Origin of the sequence: uncultured Pseudoteredinibacter sp., assembly GCF_947500695.1 — a bacterium.
Taxonomy (GTDB): domain Bacteria; phylum Pseudomonadota; class Gammaproteobacteria; order Pseudomonadales; family Cellvibrionaceae; genus Pseudoteredinibacter.
The window spans coordinates 76,811-94,326 of sequence record NZ_CANMSS010000008.1 but is presented as its reverse complement, the minus strand read 5'-3'; the positions used below and the strand labels follow the sequence as shown (position 1 = coordinate 94,326).

Genomic DNA, 17,516 nt, shown 5'->3' with positions numbered 1-17,516 from the left:
AGACGCAGGAATTAGCTCGTTAAATTAAGTGCACTTGATTAACGGGCAAATGGAATAACAACAAAACAAAAGGATTTGAGGGGCTTGTCCCCGGCTGTATTCGAACTTGGCGGGAAAAGCTAGGCGGTTTTGTTTGCTCAATAGGTGACAGAAATCGCTCGAATATGGCATTTAATTAGGACGTCCTTGGCAATAATGCACAGGCGTTAAGTAAACAGAAATATGCTGTTCGCAGCATTGGATCAATTAACGGAAAAGCATCATGAATTTGCATGAGTATCAGGCCAAACAGTTGTTTGCCGAATACGGTTTGCCGGTTTCCAAAGGTGTCGCTGCAGAGACACCAGCTGAAGCCGCAGGCGCTGCCGCTATTATCGGTGGTGATAAGTGGGTAGTTAAAGCTCAGGTACACGCAGGTGGCCGTGGTAAAGCTGGCGGTGTTAAGCTGGTTGATAACAAAGCGGAAATCGAAGAGTTTGCCAAACAGTGGTTAGGCAACAACCTGGTAACTTACCAGACAGATGAAAATGGTCAGCCTGTTAGCCGTATTTTGGTTGAATCCTGCACCGATATTGACCAGGAATTGTACCTGGGTGCAGTAGTAGACCGTTCTACTCGTCGCATTGTTTTCATGGCCTCCACCGAAGGCGGTGTAGAGATTGAAAAAGTTGCTGAAGAGACTCCAGAGAAAATCTTGAAGGCTGAGATCGATCCATTGGTTGGCGCACAGCCATACCAGGCTCGTGACTTAGCGTTCCAGTTGGGTTTACAGGGCGATCAAATCAAGCAGTTCACTAAGATCTTCTTAGGCTTGGCGCAGATGTTCCAAGACCACGATTTCGCGCTACTAGAAATCAACCCTCTAGTAATCACTGATCAGGGTAACTTGCACTGCTTGGACGGTAAAATCAATATCGATTCTAATGCTTTGTACCGTCAGCCTAAGATCAAAGAAATGCACGATCCTACTCAAGAAGACGAGCGCGAAGCGCATGCGGCTAAGTGGGAGCTAAACTACGTTGCACTAGACGGTAACATCGGTTGCATGGTGAATGGCGCTGGTTTGGCCATGGGTACCATGGACATCGTTAAATTGCACGGTGGTGCACCTGCGAACTTCCTTGACGTAGGTGGCGGCGCAACTAAAGAGCGTGTTGTTGAAGCGTTCAAGATCATCTTGTCTGACGAAAGTGTTGAAGCGGTTTTGATCAACATCTTCGGTGGTATCGTTCGCTGTGACTTGATTGCTGAAGGTGTAATCGGTGCAGTTGAAGAAGTAGGCGTAAAAGTTCCTGTGGTTGTACGTCTAGAAGGTAACAACGCTGAGCTAGGCGCTAAAGTTCTAGCCGACAGCGGTTTGAACATCATTGCGGCAACTAGCTTGACCGATGCTGCTCAGCAGGTTGTAAAAGCTGCGGAGGGCAAATAAATGAGCGTATTAATCGACAAGAACACTAAAGTATTGTGTCAGGGTTTCACTGGCTCTCAGGGTACTTTCCACTCTGAGCAAGCGATTGAGTACGGCACAAATATGGTTGGTGGTGTAACTCCAGGTAAAGGTGGCACGACTCACCTTGGTCTACCGGTATTTAACACCATGCGTGAAGCGGTTGAAGCCACTGGTGCTGATGCCTCTGTAATCTACGTACCTGCGCCATTCTGTAAAGATTCTATCTTGGAAGCGGCTCACTCTGGCGTTAAGTTGATCGTATGTATCACCGAAGGTATTCCTACCCTAGACATGCTTGACGCTAAAGTTAAGTGTGACGAGCTGGGTGTACGTTTGATCGGCCCTAACTGTCCAGGTGTTATCACCCCAGGCGAATGTAAGATTGGTATTATGCCAGGTCACATTCACTTGCCAGGTAAAGTAGGTATCGTATCTCGCTCTGGTACTTTGACTTACGAAGCCGTTAAGCAAACAACTGACTTTGGTTACGGCCAGTCTACCTGTGTTGGTATCGGTGGTGACCCAATCCCAGGTTCTAACTTCATCGACATTTTGGAAATGTTCCAAAACGATGATAAGACCGAAGCGATTGTGATGATTGGTGAAATTGGTGGTACTGCAGAAGAAGAAGCTGCTGCTTACATCAAGGCCAATGTTACTAAGCCCGTTGTATCTTACATTGCAGGTGTTACTGCGCCTCCAGGTAAGCGTATGGGTCACGCCGGTGCAATCATCTCTGGTGGTCAAGGTACTGCTGATGAGAAGTTCGCTGCGCTGCAGGACGCGGGTGTTAAAACCGTTCGTTCTTTGGCGGACATCGGTGAAGCATTGAAAGAAATTACCGGTTGGTAAGCACTTTTATTGCTTAAAAAGGCGGGCTTAGCCCGCCTTTTTTGTTTTTGCTTTACAGGTTAGCGACCTTTGGAACAAACTCTGGTTTGTATAGCGCGCTAGCTATAGAATATTGCCTTGATGTATGGACGCCGGGCTGTCTATAACCTTGAGGAATATCATATTGTTTAGGCAAGTTTCATTTTTTCGGCTGTCTCACTTTATCCTCGCTCTTACACTGAGCGCTGTTTGTGGTTTGTTTGGCTCTGTCGAACTCCACGCCCAAGCCGCTAACTCTTACTCAGCTATATCTCAAACAGGCACGTCCCAAATAGCATCGTCCCAAACCTCAAGTCCACGATCAGAAGTTGTAGATCTTTGGTATTTTCAAACCCACGTACGCCACCAATTCCGTACCGATGCTATGGCCTTAATCTTAAGCTATACAAGTAAAGAGAAGCCCCGTCTGCGTTTACGGCCTTGGACCCAGCCACTAACTCAGCAGCGTGCTGTATCGGTTATCCGCAATAGACAATTTCCGATGTTTGCGACCCTGTCTGAGCACCGCCAATATCAAATCCCAGAGTTGATTCGTACGGATAGTAATTTAGTTGCTGGCTTAATGGGTTTTCGATTGTTGCTGAGCCACCAAAAGAATTTAGCAAAGCTTTCAGCTATTCAATCTATGGGAGACATACAGTCAAAGCTGCGCATCGGCTTTGGTCAGCATTGGCGAGATTACTCCATACTAGAAGCGAACAACTTAACCTTAGTGGGTACGCCGCACTACAGTAATCTGTTTCCAATGTTGGAAGCGGATCGCTTTGATGCTATCCCTAGAGGTTTAAATCAAATTTTTACGGAAGAGCAGTATTGGCAAAGCCGTTTTCCTGATATCCAGGTGTTTGAAGAGTATGCTTGGTATTACCCATATCCCATCTATCTTTATATGCATAAGGATTATCAATGGATAATGGAGCGCATCAATTACGGATTTTACAGAAGCATGCAAGACGGTTCTATGCGAGGCTTGTTTAAAAAGCATTTCCAAGAGGAGATTGATTGGCTTGAAAGAAAACAGCCTAAACTGATCATTTTAAAAAACCCTTTTCTTGAAAGTGAGCCAAGCTTCCACAATCTTTGTTGGTGGGCGCCTCGGGCTCTCATTCAGCAGATCAACGGCAAACCTCCTGCGCATTGTAATTAACGCCTTTGAATTAATATAAGGTTGGGCTAATATAGGGTTTTACGGTTTAGTTTGAGGAAACACTATGTTGCGCCCAATACCTGAATTAGTCAGCGAGGCTAGACAAGAGCTACGCTGCTTAAGTGCTGAGGAAGCTTTTGCCGAGCAAAGTGATAACGATGGTATCGTTATCGATGTGCGCGAAGCCGCCGAAGTTGCCGAGAAGCCAGCGCCAAATTCTGTACATATCCCAAGAGGAGTCTTGGAGATGAAGTTGTCTACAAGCCATCCAGATCCATCCCAAACTATCTACATTCATTGCGCTTCAGGTGCTCGCGCTACCCTTGCCGCAGAGCAACTAAAGCGCTTGGGTTATCAAAACGTAACGGTAATTACTTGCGCAATTGATGCTGTTTGTGAAAATCAAAAGTAGTGCTGAGCTACTTTGGTTCTGAAACGCCTGTAAAGACACTTTATGGGTAAATTAAATAGCACTTTGTTGTAGCTTCGAATGCGGTACAATCCCAGCCTTTGTTTATTTGATTAGCTGGAACCGCATTCATGAATTGGTCCCCGAACAGTTGGCAGCAATTCCCAATTCTGCAACAACCCACATACCCCGACCCCGAAGCTCATAAGGCGGTGCTAGAGCAGATAGCACAGCAGCCACCCTTGGTGTTTGCCAAGGAGTCTGAGCGTTTAAAACAGCAACTAGCCGATGTTGCCAACGGTAAGGCCTTTTTATTGCAAGGCGGTGATTGTGCGGAGTCGTTTCGGGATTTTTCAGCGAATCAAATCCGCGATACTCTGAAGGTTATATTGCAGATGGCCATAGTGCTGACTTATGCCGGGCGTAAGCCAGTGGTTAAAGTAGGGCGCATCGCGGGGCAGTTTGCCAAGCCAAGGTCTTCGGATACGGAACAGCGTGACGGTGTAAGCCTTGATAGTTATCGCGGTGACATTATTAATGCGACGGATTTTACCGTAGGCGCAAGAACGCCAGATCCTGAGCGTTTACTTAAGGCTTACCATCAATCGACAGCAACATTAAATCTGCTTCGCTCTATGGTGCAAGGAGGCATGGCGGATCTTCATCAGGTCAGCCGTTGGAATTTAGATTTTGTTGAAGGCAATGAACAGTGCGCTCGCTATCAGGAATTGGCGGGGCGTATTCAGGATACCTTGGATTTTATGGAGGTTTGTGGAGTTAGCAGTGAAACTCACCCAGCCTTAGCCAGAACCGATCTTTATACGTCCCATGAGGCTTTATTGCTTAATTATGAGCAGGCCTTAACACGACAGGACAGTTTTAGTGGGCAGTGGTACAACTGTGCTGCACATATGCTTTGGATTGGCGAGAGGACTCGCCAACTGGATGGCGCCCATATTGAATATATGAGAGGCATTCAAAACCCTATCGGCATTAAAGTTGGTCCAAGCGTCGAGGGTGATGACTTGATTCGTCTGGTTGATCGATTAAACCCTGAAAATGAACCTGGGAGATTAACCCTAATCACCCGTATGGGGGCCAACAAAATAGCCGAAAAGCTACCAGCCTTAGCAGCTAGAGTTGCCAGCGAAGGGCGGTCAGTAGTGTGGTCCAGCGATCCAATGCATGGTAATACAGTAACCTCTGGGAATGGTTTTAAAACCCGTTCATTTGATGAAATCTTAAAAGAAATCCAAAATTTCTTTCAGGTGCTTGAAGCAGAGGGGCAACATCCTGGTGGCGTACATTTGGAGATGACAGGGGCACATGTTACCGAATGCCTAGGTGGAAGCTACCATGTTAGTGAAGCAGATCTCGAAAACTGCTATCGCTCCCAGTGTGATCCACGCCTAAATGCTCAGCAGGTATTGGAGCTGGCTTTTAATATCGCTGACTGCTTGCGCTGAGCATAATCATAGAGTGATAGGGGGATTGTAAAGAGGTAGTAGCTTATAAATTACCCCTTACAATTGTTGGGCATTTCCCGCTTGATTAAGAACTAGGGAATTGCCCGCCACTTGTTTAGCGGCGGCTTTGAGAGGTGATAGGGCGCTAGATATCTCAAAGGCATTATTGAATTGTTTTGTTTTTACTTCTAAGGCGGCTACAGATATGCTTGTCAAAGGGAAAAAACGAGTTTCATCATAGCGGTCTTTGCATTCAAAGCCTCCAGCTTGAACATGTTCTGACAAATACAAGTCTCGGCTGATATTACTAAAACTCTGACCTACTCGTTTGAGTCGTTCATTCCAGTCCTCGCTGTTCCATAAAACTACAAAATCATCCCCGCCAATATGACCCACGGTATCGCTGGTATTATCGGCGTGACTTTTCAAGCTTTGGCCCAAGGCTAAAATAACTTCATCGCCTTTTGAAAAACCATAAACATCGTTAAACGGTTTAAAGTTATCTATGTCGAAATGGCAAACGACAAAATCACGATGGCCCGCGAGCAGTTGCTCCATGCAATCGTTAATGGGGATTAGTCCGGGTAACTGAGTAAGAGGGTTTGCATGTCGAGCCTGCTTAAGTTGCAGTTCGGTAACCTGTTTGAGCAGATCGATAACATGACCAATACCCAAAAAATTCCCTTGATCACATATTATAAAGTCATCCTCTTGATGGTATCTGGCTCTTGAGGTGACCATGCGGCTAACTTGTTCAATACTAAGCTGTGCATCTACAATCAGTGGAGCTTTTTCCATAACCGAGGATATCAACCGGCTGGCGTAAAGGTCTCGACCAAAAGGTTTGGCGAGTAGGCCTTGCAGTCGACTTCTATTGGCAATGCCTACCACCTTTGTATCTTTTACTACAGCGATCGAGTTAATGCTGGGCCGGTTAAGAAATAGCTGTACCGTTTCCTCAACCGTATTTTCTTCAAAGACATTGATTGAGTGAATTGCAAGATTTCGCGCATAAACTCCATGTCCATTGCGCCTTTCGGAGTGTGAGCGAACGACGCGGCTAAGGCGAATAGTCGTAGGTGGTCGTGCATTGGGTCGGCAGAAAAAGTAGCCTTGTAAATAATCGACTTTTAACTGGCAGAGGTACTCAAACTCTGATTCAGTTTCTACACCTTCAGCAATAACCTTGCAGTGCATGGATTGCGCTATTTCAACAAATGAGCGAACAAACTCCTGTTTGGTAGGATCGGCTTCTATGCCTTCAATAAAATGGCGATCTATTTTGACAAACTCAGGTTTAACCTGCGACCATAGTCGCAATGATGAATAGCCGGCACCAAGGTCATCTAGAGCGATGGCAAAACCCATTTCTTGATAATATTGCAGGGCCTTTATAACAGCGCCTTCGTCGCTGCCCGGATGTTGTTCCGTTAGTTCAATAACAATTTGCTCTGGGCTAATATCGTACTCTGCCAGCAGTTCTAAGGTTCTTCCCTGTTGATGATCAACTTGTTGAATGGTTTGCGGGGAAACATTGAGAAATAGTTTTCCCGGTAAAGACAAATCACAGAATCGTTCAATGGCTCTTTGTCGACATAGGTGCTCGATTGCCGCTAAGAGCCCATGTTGCTGAGCTTGCTCAATCAGTTGGGTAGGGGAGTGTAAAACACTATCTGATGGACCTCGGCTCAATGCCTCATAGGCAAATATTTCGCCACTTGCTTTGTCTATGATCGGTTGGAATAAACTATTTACCGATTTCTCTGCAATAATACTTTGTAACTCGCCACGCATATTGTTAACTCACATCAAATAGCTTCTTGCTACTAGATGGCTTCCTGCCGTCTCGCTAGCATCCAACATTAATATGACAGTTATATTTAATTTCTAATGCATCAGCTGATTGGTAGTCGGATGCATTGCTTTTATCGGCATAAAAAAGAGTACTTGAATGAATTGCTAGAAATTATTTGCTGGGGGAAGGCTGCTGGCGGAGGATAAAACTCCGCCAGCTAAAAGAAGAGTGGTCTAACGACTGCTAACCCAATGGGCAAGGCCTTGGGCGTTGATCTTTTGATCCAGGCCAATAATGCTAAGAATGTCTTGATCGCTTAGCTGGCAGTTCATTGCCCGCAATCTACTGATGCTGTCTTCGCAGATGTCAGTTTCTATTTTCTCCAGTGCTTCGCTTCGCTTTTCGGCATATTCAGCATAACAGTCGATTTGAACTATTAAATCTTCTGCTAGCTTGTTGAGCTGCTCAACCATGCCATAGTGGGTTAGATAAACTCGTTCAGCCTGAAGTGCCATCAATCGTTCAATGCTTTGCTTCCAGACTGGAGGGTCAAAATGTACTGGCGTGCTAGGAGGGAATATAAAATTTCCATCGCAGCTTTGATTAAGTGCCGGGTAGGAAACGCCGAAAGTATCGCCGCTAAAAATTCCACGACTTTCAGCGTCATAAATACAAAAATGATGACGCGCATGTCCAGGAGTATCTAAGAAGGTAAGCTTTCGATTACCAAGCATATGATACTCACCATCATTAACGCTAATGGCACGATCTGCTGGTACCGCAATGAGGTCACCGTAAGTCGCGGAAAATATTTCTTCGCCATAAACCGCAATGGTGGCATTTTTTAATTTATCAGGCTCAACCATATGCCTTTCACCGCGAGGGTGAATTAATAGCGTAGCATTGGGGCATTGTGCCATTAAGGTTCCTGCGCCTCCTGCGTGGTCTAGGTGCACATGGGTGGGGATAATGTAACGTAACTGTGCTAACTCAATTCCCAGTTCCTTAATTGCCGCAATGATGGTGGGGGCACACAGGTGTGTGCCGGTTTCAACAAGCGCTGCTTCGTCACCGTCTACGATTAAATAGCAGCTGGCTAGCCCTGGGCGCCCCATACCGGTATCAATGCAGTATACGCCATAGCCTAGGTGCTCTGTCGCTAATACATTCGCCATCTCGAAAACCCTTTTATTTTAAGTCCTGGCTGCCATCGAGCACATTTTCGGGCATGAGTGCCGCAAATTGCTGTTGCAGTTTCTGCATGCCGCCTAGCCAGCGACCGTAGTCATTGGCTTTATTTTGAAAATACTGCTTAACATTTGGGTGTGGCAGGATTAAGAATTCCTCACTGTCTATACCTTCAAGCACGCAGTCAGCGACAGTTTCGGCAGGCAACATGCCATCAATTCCCGCGACACTGCCATCGGTGCCGGCGGTCATATTGGATTCAACGGCTTGGGGGCATAGTGCTGAAACTTTGATGCCTTGGTGGCCGTGGGTTACTGCCAGCCATTCAGCAATAGAAAGCGCGGCATGTTTACTGACCGAGTAGCTTAGTGAGCCAAGTTGGGTAAGTAATCCTGCAGCAGATGCGGTGATTAAAAAGTAACCGCTGCCGCGCTCTAGCATGCTAGGCAGGGCGGCTCTGGCAGCCCAGATATGAGATTGCACGTTGATATCCCATACTTTTTGGAAGTCGCTTTCGCTGGTGTTTACGCCGCCGAGGCGCAGGATACCCGCGTTGCCGCAAAATAGATCGATATGTCCGTGGTCACTTAAGGTGCTGTTTACCAGCTCTTGTACGCCTTCCTCGGTGCCGATATCACAGACTTTGGCCTCTGCCATTGGCAGGTCTTGGCAGATGGTGTTTAGACTATCGCCATCAATGTCTGCAAGGATCAATCGCTTTGGTGATTCTTGAGCGAATCGTTGTGCCAAGGCCTTACCAATTCCGTTGGCTGCGCCGGTAATGACGATGATTTTATCATTTAGCTTCATGGTGTTCTCAATCGCTTTATTATTTTAGTTCAAAGGTTATGTCATTTTGGGCTGCTGGCAGCCTAATATGAAGGTAATTAGTGGGCTTTAGCATGTCACAGGCTTTGCCTATTCCCAACATATCATGCTGAATGGTAAATGATTCACAGAGATGATAGTTGTAGGGCGTATTATTACTAGTAATGATTCGCTGGGCCAAATGTTGGGTGCTTTTATGTCAGGCAATGTGGTCGGATTTACCATTGGCCGTTTTTGGGCGAATCCTTAACCTTGTTACACCCTAAAGTTGGGCGTGTAGCGTGCCTTTAGGCGCCAAAAGTGTTCAAACTTTATTCCATTCACAAAGTGAGGCTGATAGATGATCTTTTCAGGAAAGGCCATAACAGTAACCCAGCTAGACAACGGGTTTGCTGAGTTGAATTTCAATCTCGAAGGCGATTCAGTTAATAAATTTAATGCCTTGACCACCGATGAGTTGCGTCAAGCTGCGGAAACCTTACGTTCTGCAGATAATGTAAAAGGCCTATTGGTCACCAGTGGTAAAGACGTATTTATCGTCGGTGCAGATATTTCTGAATTTGGTAACAATTTTTCTGAATCCGAAGAAAATATTGCGGCCGGCGTACTAGAAACCAATAAGTCAGTTTTCAATGTTATCGAAGACTTACCTTTCCCAAGTGTTGCCTGTGTAAATGGTTTCGCATTGGGCGGTGGTTTAGAAATGGCTTTGACCTGCGACTACCGTGTCATGTCGACCGCAGCCAAGATCGGTTTGCCAGAAACTAAGTTGGGTATTATCCCGGGCTTTGGTGGTACCGTGCGTTTGCCTCGCGTTATTGGTGCAGATAATGCCATTGAGTGGATCGCTTCTGGTAAAGAACAGCGTGCAGATGCTGCACTTAAAGCCGGTGCTGTGGATGCTGTAGTAGAGCCTGCTAAATTGAAAGAAGTGGGTATCGCCATGCTAGAGCAGGCGGTTGCCGGTAAACTTGACTATAAAGCCAAGCGTCAAGAGAAGCTTCAGCCATTACAGTTGAACGACATCGAGATGATGATGAGCTTTGAAACCTCTAAAGCTTTTGTTGCCGGTCAAGCGGGTCCCCATTACCCAGCACCGGTAACTGCAATTAAGGTTATGCAAAAAGCCGCTAAATTGGATCGTGATGGTGCATTAGCGGAAGAAGCTAAAGGTATTGCCAAGCTGGCGAAAACCGAAGTAGCGAAGAATTTAGTTGGTTTGTTCTTGGGTGACCAAGAGTTGGCCAAAACCGGTAAAACCTGGGCTAAGAAATCTACCGCTAAAGTAGAAAAAGCAGCGGTGTTGGGTGCTGGTATTATGGGTGGTGGTATCGCTTACCAGTCAGCCCTAAAAGGCACGCCAATTATTATGAAAGATATCGCTCAAGACGGCATCGACCTAGGTTTGAGTGAAGCCACTAAACTGTTGTCCACTCGCGTTAAGCGTGGCCGTATGACAGCAGAACAAATGGCTGGCGTTTTAAATGCGATCGATCCTGCTCTTAGCTACGAAGGCATGGAAACAGCCGATATCGTTGTTGAAGCGGTGGTAGAAAACCCTAAGGTGAAGCATGCCGTATTGGCGGAAACCGAAACTAAGTTGAAAGAAGGCGCAGTACTGACTTCTAATACTTCTACTATCTCCATTAGCTACTTGGCTGAAGCGCTAAAACGCCCAGAAGATTTTTGCGGTATGCACTTCTTCAACCCTGTGCACAAAATGCCCTTGGTAGAAGTTATCCGTGGTGAGAAAACCAATGATGAAGCGGTTGCTCGTACCGTGGCTTACGCTTTGGCGATGGGTAAAAAGCCTGTTGTTGTTAATGACTGCCCAGGCTTCTTGGTAAATCGCATCTTAAGTCCTTACATGGGTGCCTTCATGGGCCTTGTTAAAGAAGGCGCAGACTTTGTCCAGATCGATAAGGTTATGGAGAAGTTCGGTTGGCCGATGGGTCCAGCTTATTTGTGTGATGTTGTTGGTATCGACACGGGTGTGAAAGCGGGCGCGGTTATGCGTGAAGGCTTCCCAACTCGCATGTCAGCTGACTATAAGAGCGCTTCTGAAGTCTTGTTTGAAGCTGGTCGCTACGGTCAGAAAAACGATGCCGGTTACTACAAGTATGAGCTGGATCGCCGTGGTCGTCAGAAGAAAGTCGCTGACGAAACTGTTTGGGATCTATTGGCTGATCACGTTGATGCTCGCCAGGACTTCGATGCCGAAACCATTGTTGATCGTTTGATGATTCCAATGTGTCTTGAAGCGGTTCGTTGTTTGGAAGAAGGCATTGCCGACAGTGCAAACGACGTTGATATGTCCCTAATTTACGGTGTAGGTTTCCCTCCATTCCGCGGCGGTGCATTGCACTATATCGATGATATGGGTGTGGCTGAGTTTGTTGCTCGCGCAGACAAATACGCTGAGATTGGCGAAATGTATCAGGCGACCGAGCGTTTGCGTGAAATGGCCAAAAATGGCGAAACCTTCTTTTAAGCCACGCTTAAAAGACCTGAATCCGAATAGCAATTGGCAGGTAGAGCCTGCCAAATAATAGGAGATTAAGACGTGAGCTTAAATCCAAGAGATGCAGTAATTATTGACTTTGGCCGTACCCCAATGGGTCGTTCCAAAAATGGTTGTTTCCGTAACCGTCGTGCGGAAGATATTTCGGCTGATTTGATCAATGGCCTATTGGCGCGTAACCCTAAAGTAGATCCGGCTTTAGTTGAAGATGTGATCTGGGGGTGTGTAAACCAAACCAAAGAGCAGGGCATGAACATCGCTCGTATGGTTTCTTTAATGACCGATATTCCTCACACTGCTGCGGCCCAAACCGTTAGCCGTTTGTGTGGTTCTTCTATGTCGGCTTTGCACACCGCAGCTCAAGCCATTCAAACCAATAATGGTGATGTGTTTGTTATTGGCGGTGTTGAGCATATGGGGCACGTTGCTATGGATCACGGTGTTGATCCTAACCCGCGCTTAGCCAAGCACGTAGCAAAAGCCGCTGGCGCTATGGGCTTAACTGCTGAGATGCTGGGCTTAATGCACGGCATGACTCGCGAGCAGCAAGATCAGTTTGCTGAGCGCTCTCATCGTCTAGCCCACAAAGCTCGTACTGAAGGTGGTTTTGATAACGAAATTATTCCAATTCAGGGCCATGATGCCAATGGTGCCCTAGTATTGGTTGAGCAAGATGAAACGATTCGTCCTGAAACTACCGTAGAAGGCCTGTCTCAGTTGAAGCCTGTATTTAACCCTAAGGGCGGTACAGTAACGGCCGGCTCTTCTTCACAGATTACCGATGGCGCATCGTGCATGATCGTTATGTCAGCGGAAAAGGCTGAAGAGCTAGGCATCCAGCCGCAGGCGGTTATTCGTGCGATGGCGGTTGCGGGTGTTGATCCTTCTATCATGGGTTACGGTCCAGTACCTTCAACTCAGAAAGCTCTAGAGCGTGCTGGCATTAGCATCGAAGACATCGATTATGTTGAACTGAATGAAGCCTTCGCGGCGCAAGCTTTGCCGGTATTGAAGGACTTAAACTTGCTTGACTGCATGGATGAAAAGGTAAACCTACACGGTGGTGCAATCGCATTGGGTCATCCATTTGGTTGTTCTGGTGCACGAATCACCGGTACCTTGTTAAATGTTATGCAGCAAAACAACGGACGCTATGGTTTATCCACTATGTGTGTTGGTTTAGGGCAGGGCATTAGTACTATTATTGAGCGTTTGTAATTTAGAAATTAAATTGCAAAAAGAAAACGGGCTTCGGCCCGTTTTTTTATGCTTCGGCTAGAGTATCCTGTGGGATGCTTATCGTGAATCGGGAGCCATTACCAACTTTTGATTCTAAGTCGATTGAGCCAGCGAGCTTTTCTGTTACCAAGGTGTAGACAATATTCATGCCGAGTCCAGTGCCGCCTTGTCCTCTCTTGGTGGTAAAAAAAGCATCATAAAGTTGCTCTTGAACATCGTCATCCATTCCCTGGCCATTATCCTCGAACCTAATTAGCACACTGTCTTGCTGTTTCTCGGCTCCTAGAAGAACGGTTCCTTCTCTTTTTCTCTCGAAGGCATGTAAATATACATTGTTAAGCAAATTGTTGTAAATCTGATAAAAAATGCCCGGAAAACTGGTGATATCAAGATTGCATGGAATTTCGTTCTTAACGACTATATTGCGCTCTTCGAATGCCTTTTTAAAACCACTAAACGAATCATCAAAGTTGCGATACAGGTTGAACTTAGAGCTCGCATCGTGATGCTCCTCTATCGATACCTGCTTAAAAAAGTTAACAAGATCAACAGCCTTTCTTAGGCTGCCCAGCACTGTCGTATTGAGGTTGTTAGTTTCGGAAAGAAAATTAAGCAGTTCAGATTGGGTAAGATCACCCTTGTTTAGCGAGTTCATTATCTGCTTGGTTGAAGATTCAAGTGCAGAAACTCCGGTAATGGATACCCCAATAGGAGTGTTTAGTTCATGAGAGATTCCCTTAACCATTTTTCCTAATGCGCTCATTTTTTGTGAGCGGATCAAATGCTCTTGCGCTGACTGTAATTCTTGATAATTCTTCTCAAGAGTCTCATTTTTACTGCTGAGCGTTTTTTGAAGATGGCTAAGTGTGGTGTGCGTCTTAATTCGGGCCAGCAGGATCTCTGAGCGAAATGGCTTAGTAACAAAATCGACTCCGCCTACCTCAAAACCTTTGATGATATCGTTTTCTTCTTTTAGAGCGCTCAAGAAAATGACTGGAATATCTTTGGTTTCTGCTTTACTTTTTAATGCCTGACAGGTTTCAAATCCACTCATACCTGGCATGGTAATATCCAAGAGAATAAGGTCGGGTATCGATGACTCGACGGATTTTAGGGCCATTTCTCCGCTAGTGGAAATCCTAACCTTGTAGTTTCTCTCGCTTAGCAGCTTTCTGACCAGTTTTAGATTGTTGGGGTTATCGTCCACAACCAGTATTTCAAAACATTCGTCACTCATAACAATCAATCTACTTGCCAAGTTTTAGTAATAGTACGTTCTTCGCTATATCGTGGTACAGCCTTCAAGCGAATCTATCAGTTTTTCAAACTCAAATTGATCCAGAAGCTCTTGTACAGAGCTTGCAAGTTCACTATCCGAAGATTCTACTTCTTTCGTCATCTCGGATAGGTGATCTATATTTCCTGAGTGTAGAGATTCGAGGAACTCAGTGATCCAGGGTTCCGGCATGCTGCGCAGTTTACTTAAGTCGGTGCTGTCTGTAGTGGCCGCCTGTTCTTCGATTTCATCTGATTCTGGGTAAACAAACTCCAGTCCAAGATAGCTGCGCATTGCCTCATAGATCTCATATTCCTTATAGGGTTTAAGGATGATGTCGTTACAGCCAGAGCTTTGCACGTTTCTAATTTCTTCTGCTGTCACACTCGCTGAAACAGCAATGATGGGGGGAACCTTGTTAAGCCCCATATTTCGAATTCGCCTAGTTGCTTCCCATCCGTTCATCTTTGGCAGCATTATGTCCATCCAAATAAGATCGGGCATTAGCGTAGGAACAAGCTCTAAAGCTGACTCGGCGTCGACAACACTGTGAATCTCCATGTCGACTCGTTCCATTAGGCTGCTCAAAAGCTTGGTGTTGTTGGGTTCGTCTTCTACGATGAGGATTTTCTTTGATGGTTGGCCGGGTTTTAGCCCGCTGACAAACATTTGCTCCCGAGTTCGATGTTTGAATTCAGCTTCGTCATCTGGGTTTTCTAGTGTGATTGTGAAGCTAAAATTGCTGCCTTTGCCATATTCAGACCCTACCTTTATTTCGCCTCCCATAAGTTCAACATAGCTTTTGCTTATGGTTAGGCCTAGACCGGTGCCTTCTTTACTTGCCAATCCGCTTTCAGTCTGCACGAATGGGCTGAACAGCAAGGCGATTTCATCTTGTCGAATACCTTGTCCGGTATCGATGACTTCAAAACGAAGTTGCTTCACTTCTTGTTCGTCGCTTTGTACTGCGCTGACATTAATGTCGACTGACCCATCATGGGTAAACTTAATGGCATTGCCGGCTAGGTTTAAGATGATTTGACGTAATTTAGTTGTGTCTGCGTAGATGTATGCCGGTACTGAATCACAAATATCGTATTTGATTCTCGTATTGTTCTTTTCAGCTTTTTTAGTAAGAAGCATGCAGAGCGAGTGTATGAAATTGCGGGGCTCTAGGTTTTCTTTTTCCAGTGTAGTCTTGCCGGATTCAATTTTCGATAGGTCTAAAATTTCATTGATTAGAGCAAGCAAGTGATTTCCACTTTGGTTCACAATACTCATGTACTCATGGTTTTCGTCGCTCAGGTCTCTGCCTTGCAATATGATTTCGGTAAATCCGATGATGGCATTAAGGGGGGTTCTGAGTTCATGAGACATGGATGCCAGAAATTGACTTTTAGCTCTGTTGGCGCTTTCGGCTTGTTCTTTTGCTGATTGTAGAGCGTCATTACTCTCGGTAAGCTCTTGAGTGGCCGCTGAAATTTCCTCTTCTAGGTGGGATCTGTAGCGGTCAAGCTCTAGCTCATTGAGCTTGCGTTTGCTTATATCTTGAAATACGCCAATTAGATCTATTTCACGGTCGCTGGTAGAGTCGCCGTTCAGTAAAAACCACTTTTCACCATCGCCTTTTTTCTTGAGACGAAACTCAACTCCAGTCTCTGTAGTTTGTGTTCTTTCTAGCGTGAAAAATTCCTTTACTTTGTTGAGGTCATGTTCGTAGATAATGTCAAAAAATGATTCAATTGAATTGTCAAAAGCACCTTCTTCGATATTAAACATAGAGTATACATTTTCAGACCATCTCATTTTCTGATCTGATTTGATAAACTCCCAGCTCCCCATGTTTACTGCTTTTTGTGCTAGGGCGTATATTTTTTCGCTACGCTGCAAAGCTAGGTTGGTTTTCTTAATGTCGCCCACTTGCTGCTCAACCAAGGCGGTGAGTGTGCGCTTGTTCTCTTCTAGAGTTTCGGTTCTCTCTTCAACACGCTTTTCCAACTCTCCATAAGCGCTTAAGAGCTTTTTACGAGTATTGATTCGTTCGGAAGACTCTTTTCGTAGTTGAATTCTTTGCCCCTTCACTTGCTCGTTAAGGCGACTGAGCTGTTGGTGTTTTTGAGCGATTTCTTCCTCTTTCTGCTGCAAGGCATCAGCCAAATACGACTCAGAGTCAGTATCTGCATGGTCAACTGTAGAGCTACTAGTGGGTGTGGAAGACATTTTTTTGCCTTAAATTCCTAAAATTCAATTAGGACGGTTTCTACATGCTCTGCAGAGTTGCTATTAAGAGTGGGAAGATATTCTTCTAGCTGCTCGAAGTCGCATCGGTGTGTGGTTAACATACTTGGATCTATACGCAATTTTTCGATCAGTCGTAGCATTCGGCTATAGTTCTCACTGCCAGTAGGGCAGTTGACATTCTGTATGTTGATATCTTTGGATTGCGCGGCCAGCATGAGTTCTAACAGCTCTCCATCGGCCTCTTTGGGGTGTTCAGTTCTGATGATTGAGCCGCCAATGCGCGTCAGATTGATGCACTCTTTAAGTCCTTCAGCGGTACCGCTGCAATCAATGCTAGCATCTAACCCAACACTATTGGTGTAATCCATGATTGCTTCGTAGCGCTCGCTGGGGTTTTGAATGCTGCTATCAGCGCCAAATTCTTTGGCGTATCTTAATTCGTGTGTATCTTCATTTACCATTGCAAAGATATAGCCGGCACAACTTAAATTTGCGCAGGCGATAGTCATTAAGCCGTATGGACCGAGTCCCGACACACCCACTATGGAGCCAACGGGTAAACAGGCTTTATCAATGGCATGCATGGATTTGGCGAGCAGGTGCGGTGCATAACAAGCTAATTCATCGGACACTGATTCAGGTTGTTTCGCTAAGTTTGCCTCGGCATTGTTAATGAACATGTATTCCGCAATACAGCCGCCAGCCTCGTGGTGAACGCTGGTGCGTTGGCAGTTTGACGAGTAACCACGCTGGCAATCATTACAAACATAACAAGGCATATTTGCATTAAACACTACTTTGTCACCAACGCTAAAACTGCTAACTTCTTCACCGATTTCCGTGATGACTCCGCATGCGGCTGAGCCTAGACCTTGAATTTTTGCGTCAGAGCTAAGCTCTAGCTGTGTCAGTAAGGCTGCATCTACCTTGACTACGGCATCGAGGGGCTCGAGTTCACGATAATGGGATATTTCGCGAATTGAAAAAGTGTCAGATTCAGTGAATGCCTTTCTAAAAGTCTCGCTCATTTGACGCTCCATTTGGTAGTGTGGTTTGGTTAAGATG

The 17,516-nt window shown here is 45.7% G+C and carries 13 protein-coding genes; 7 read left to right on the top strand and 6 right to left on the bottom strand.

The features are described 5' to 3' along the window. The first annotated feature begins 262 nt into the window (after positions 1-262). From sucC to Q1A08_RS14730, 5 genes are all read left to right on the top strand, one after another. The gene (gene sucC / locus Q1A08_RS14750; protein WP_299774242.1) at positions 263-1,429 is read left to right on the top strand and encodes an ADP-forming succinate--CoA ligase subunit beta; all 1,167 of its coding nucleotides are present in this window, start codon (positions 263-265) and stop codon (positions 1,427-1,429) included. After that, a complete protein-coding gene (sucD, locus tag Q1A08_RS14745) occupies positions 1,430-2,302 on the top strand; it encodes a succinate--CoA ligase subunit alpha (protein ID WP_299774240.1) in 873 nt (290 codons plus the stop codon). A gap of 163 nt (positions 2,303-2,465) precedes the next feature. Then, positions 2,466-3,488, top strand: coding sequence for a hypothetical protein (locus Q1A08_RS14740; RefSeq protein ID WP_299774238.1), 1,023 nt, complete (start codon positions 2,466-2,468; stop codon positions 3,486-3,488). Between the two features lie 64 nt (positions 3,489-3,552). Further along, entirely contained in the window at positions 3,553-3,900 is a 348-nt protein-coding gene (locus Q1A08_RS14735) for a rhodanese-like domain-containing protein (protein WP_299774236.1), read from the top strand. Between the two features lie 128 nt (positions 3,901-4,028). Then, on the top strand, positions 4,029-5,363 hold the full coding sequence (locus Q1A08_RS14730; RefSeq protein ID WP_299774234.1) for a class II 3-deoxy-7-phosphoheptulonate synthase: 1,335 nt from the start codon (positions 4,029-4,031) through the stop codon (positions 5,361-5,363). Between the two features lie 57 nt (positions 5,364-5,420). On the opposite strand, the gene Q1A08_RS14725 is transcribed toward Q1A08_RS14730, so the two are convergent. The 3 genes from Q1A08_RS14725 to Q1A08_RS14715 all read right to left on the bottom strand — a co-directional run bounded on the left by Q1A08_RS14725 (position 5,421) and on the right by Q1A08_RS14715 (position 9,156). Beyond that, positions 5,421-7,157 (bottom strand): bifunctional diguanylate cyclase/phosphodiesterase, encoded by a 1,737-nt coding sequence (locus Q1A08_RS14725; protein ID WP_299774232.1) that lies wholly within the window; start codon positions 7,155-7,157, stop codon positions 5,421-5,423. A gap of 234 nt (positions 7,158-7,391) precedes the next feature. Next, positions 7,392-8,333: an MBL fold metallo-hydrolase gene (locus Q1A08_RS14720; protein ID WP_299774230.1), complete on the bottom strand. Its 942-nt coding sequence runs from the start codon at positions 8,331-8,333 to the stop codon at positions 7,392-7,394. 13 nt (positions 8,334-8,346) lie between these two features. Further along, positions 8,347-9,156, bottom strand: coding sequence for an SDR family oxidoreductase (locus Q1A08_RS14715; protein ID WP_299774228.1), 810 nt, complete (start codon positions 9,154-9,156; stop codon positions 8,347-8,349). 358 nt (positions 9,157-9,514) lie between these two features. Between Q1A08_RS14715 and fadB the strand changes: the two genes are divergently transcribed. Beyond that, entirely contained in the window at positions 9,515-11,665 is a 2,151-nt protein-coding gene (gene fadB, locus Q1A08_RS14710; RefSeq protein WP_299774226.1) for a fatty acid oxidation complex subunit alpha FadB, read from the top strand. A 72-nt stretch (positions 11,666-11,737) separates the two neighbouring features. Beyond that, positions 11,738-12,913, top strand: a complete 1,176-nt coding sequence (gene fadA, locus Q1A08_RS14705) for an acetyl-CoA C-acyltransferase FadA (RefSeq protein WP_299774224.1) — start codon at positions 11,738-11,740, stop codon at positions 12,911-12,913. Between the two features lie 46 nt (positions 12,914-12,959). On the opposite strand, the gene Q1A08_RS14700 is transcribed toward fadA, so the two are convergent. Genes Q1A08_RS14700 through Q1A08_RS14690 form a run of 3 tightly spaced genes read right to left on the bottom strand, consistent with a single transcriptional unit; the run spans position 12,960 to position 17,479 of the window. Beyond that, positions 12,960-14,171 carry a hybrid sensor histidine kinase/response regulator gene (locus tag Q1A08_RS14700; protein ID WP_299774222.1) on the bottom strand — a complete coding sequence of 404 codons (1,212 nt, stop codon included), beginning with the start codon at positions 14,169-14,171 and terminating at the stop codon, positions 12,960-12,962. Between the two features lie 45 nt (positions 14,172-14,216). Beyond that, positions 14,217-16,430, bottom strand: a complete 2,214-nt coding sequence (locus Q1A08_RS14695; RefSeq protein WP_299774220.1) for a PAS domain-containing hybrid sensor histidine kinase/response regulator — start codon at positions 16,428-16,430, stop codon at positions 14,217-14,219. 17 nt (positions 16,431-16,447) lie between these two features. Further along, positions 16,448-17,479, bottom strand: a complete 1,032-nt coding sequence (locus Q1A08_RS14690) for an alcohol dehydrogenase catalytic domain-containing protein (RefSeq protein WP_299774218.1) — start codon at positions 17,477-17,479, stop codon at positions 16,448-16,450. Between the last annotated feature and the right edge of the window lie 37 nt (positions 17,480-17,516).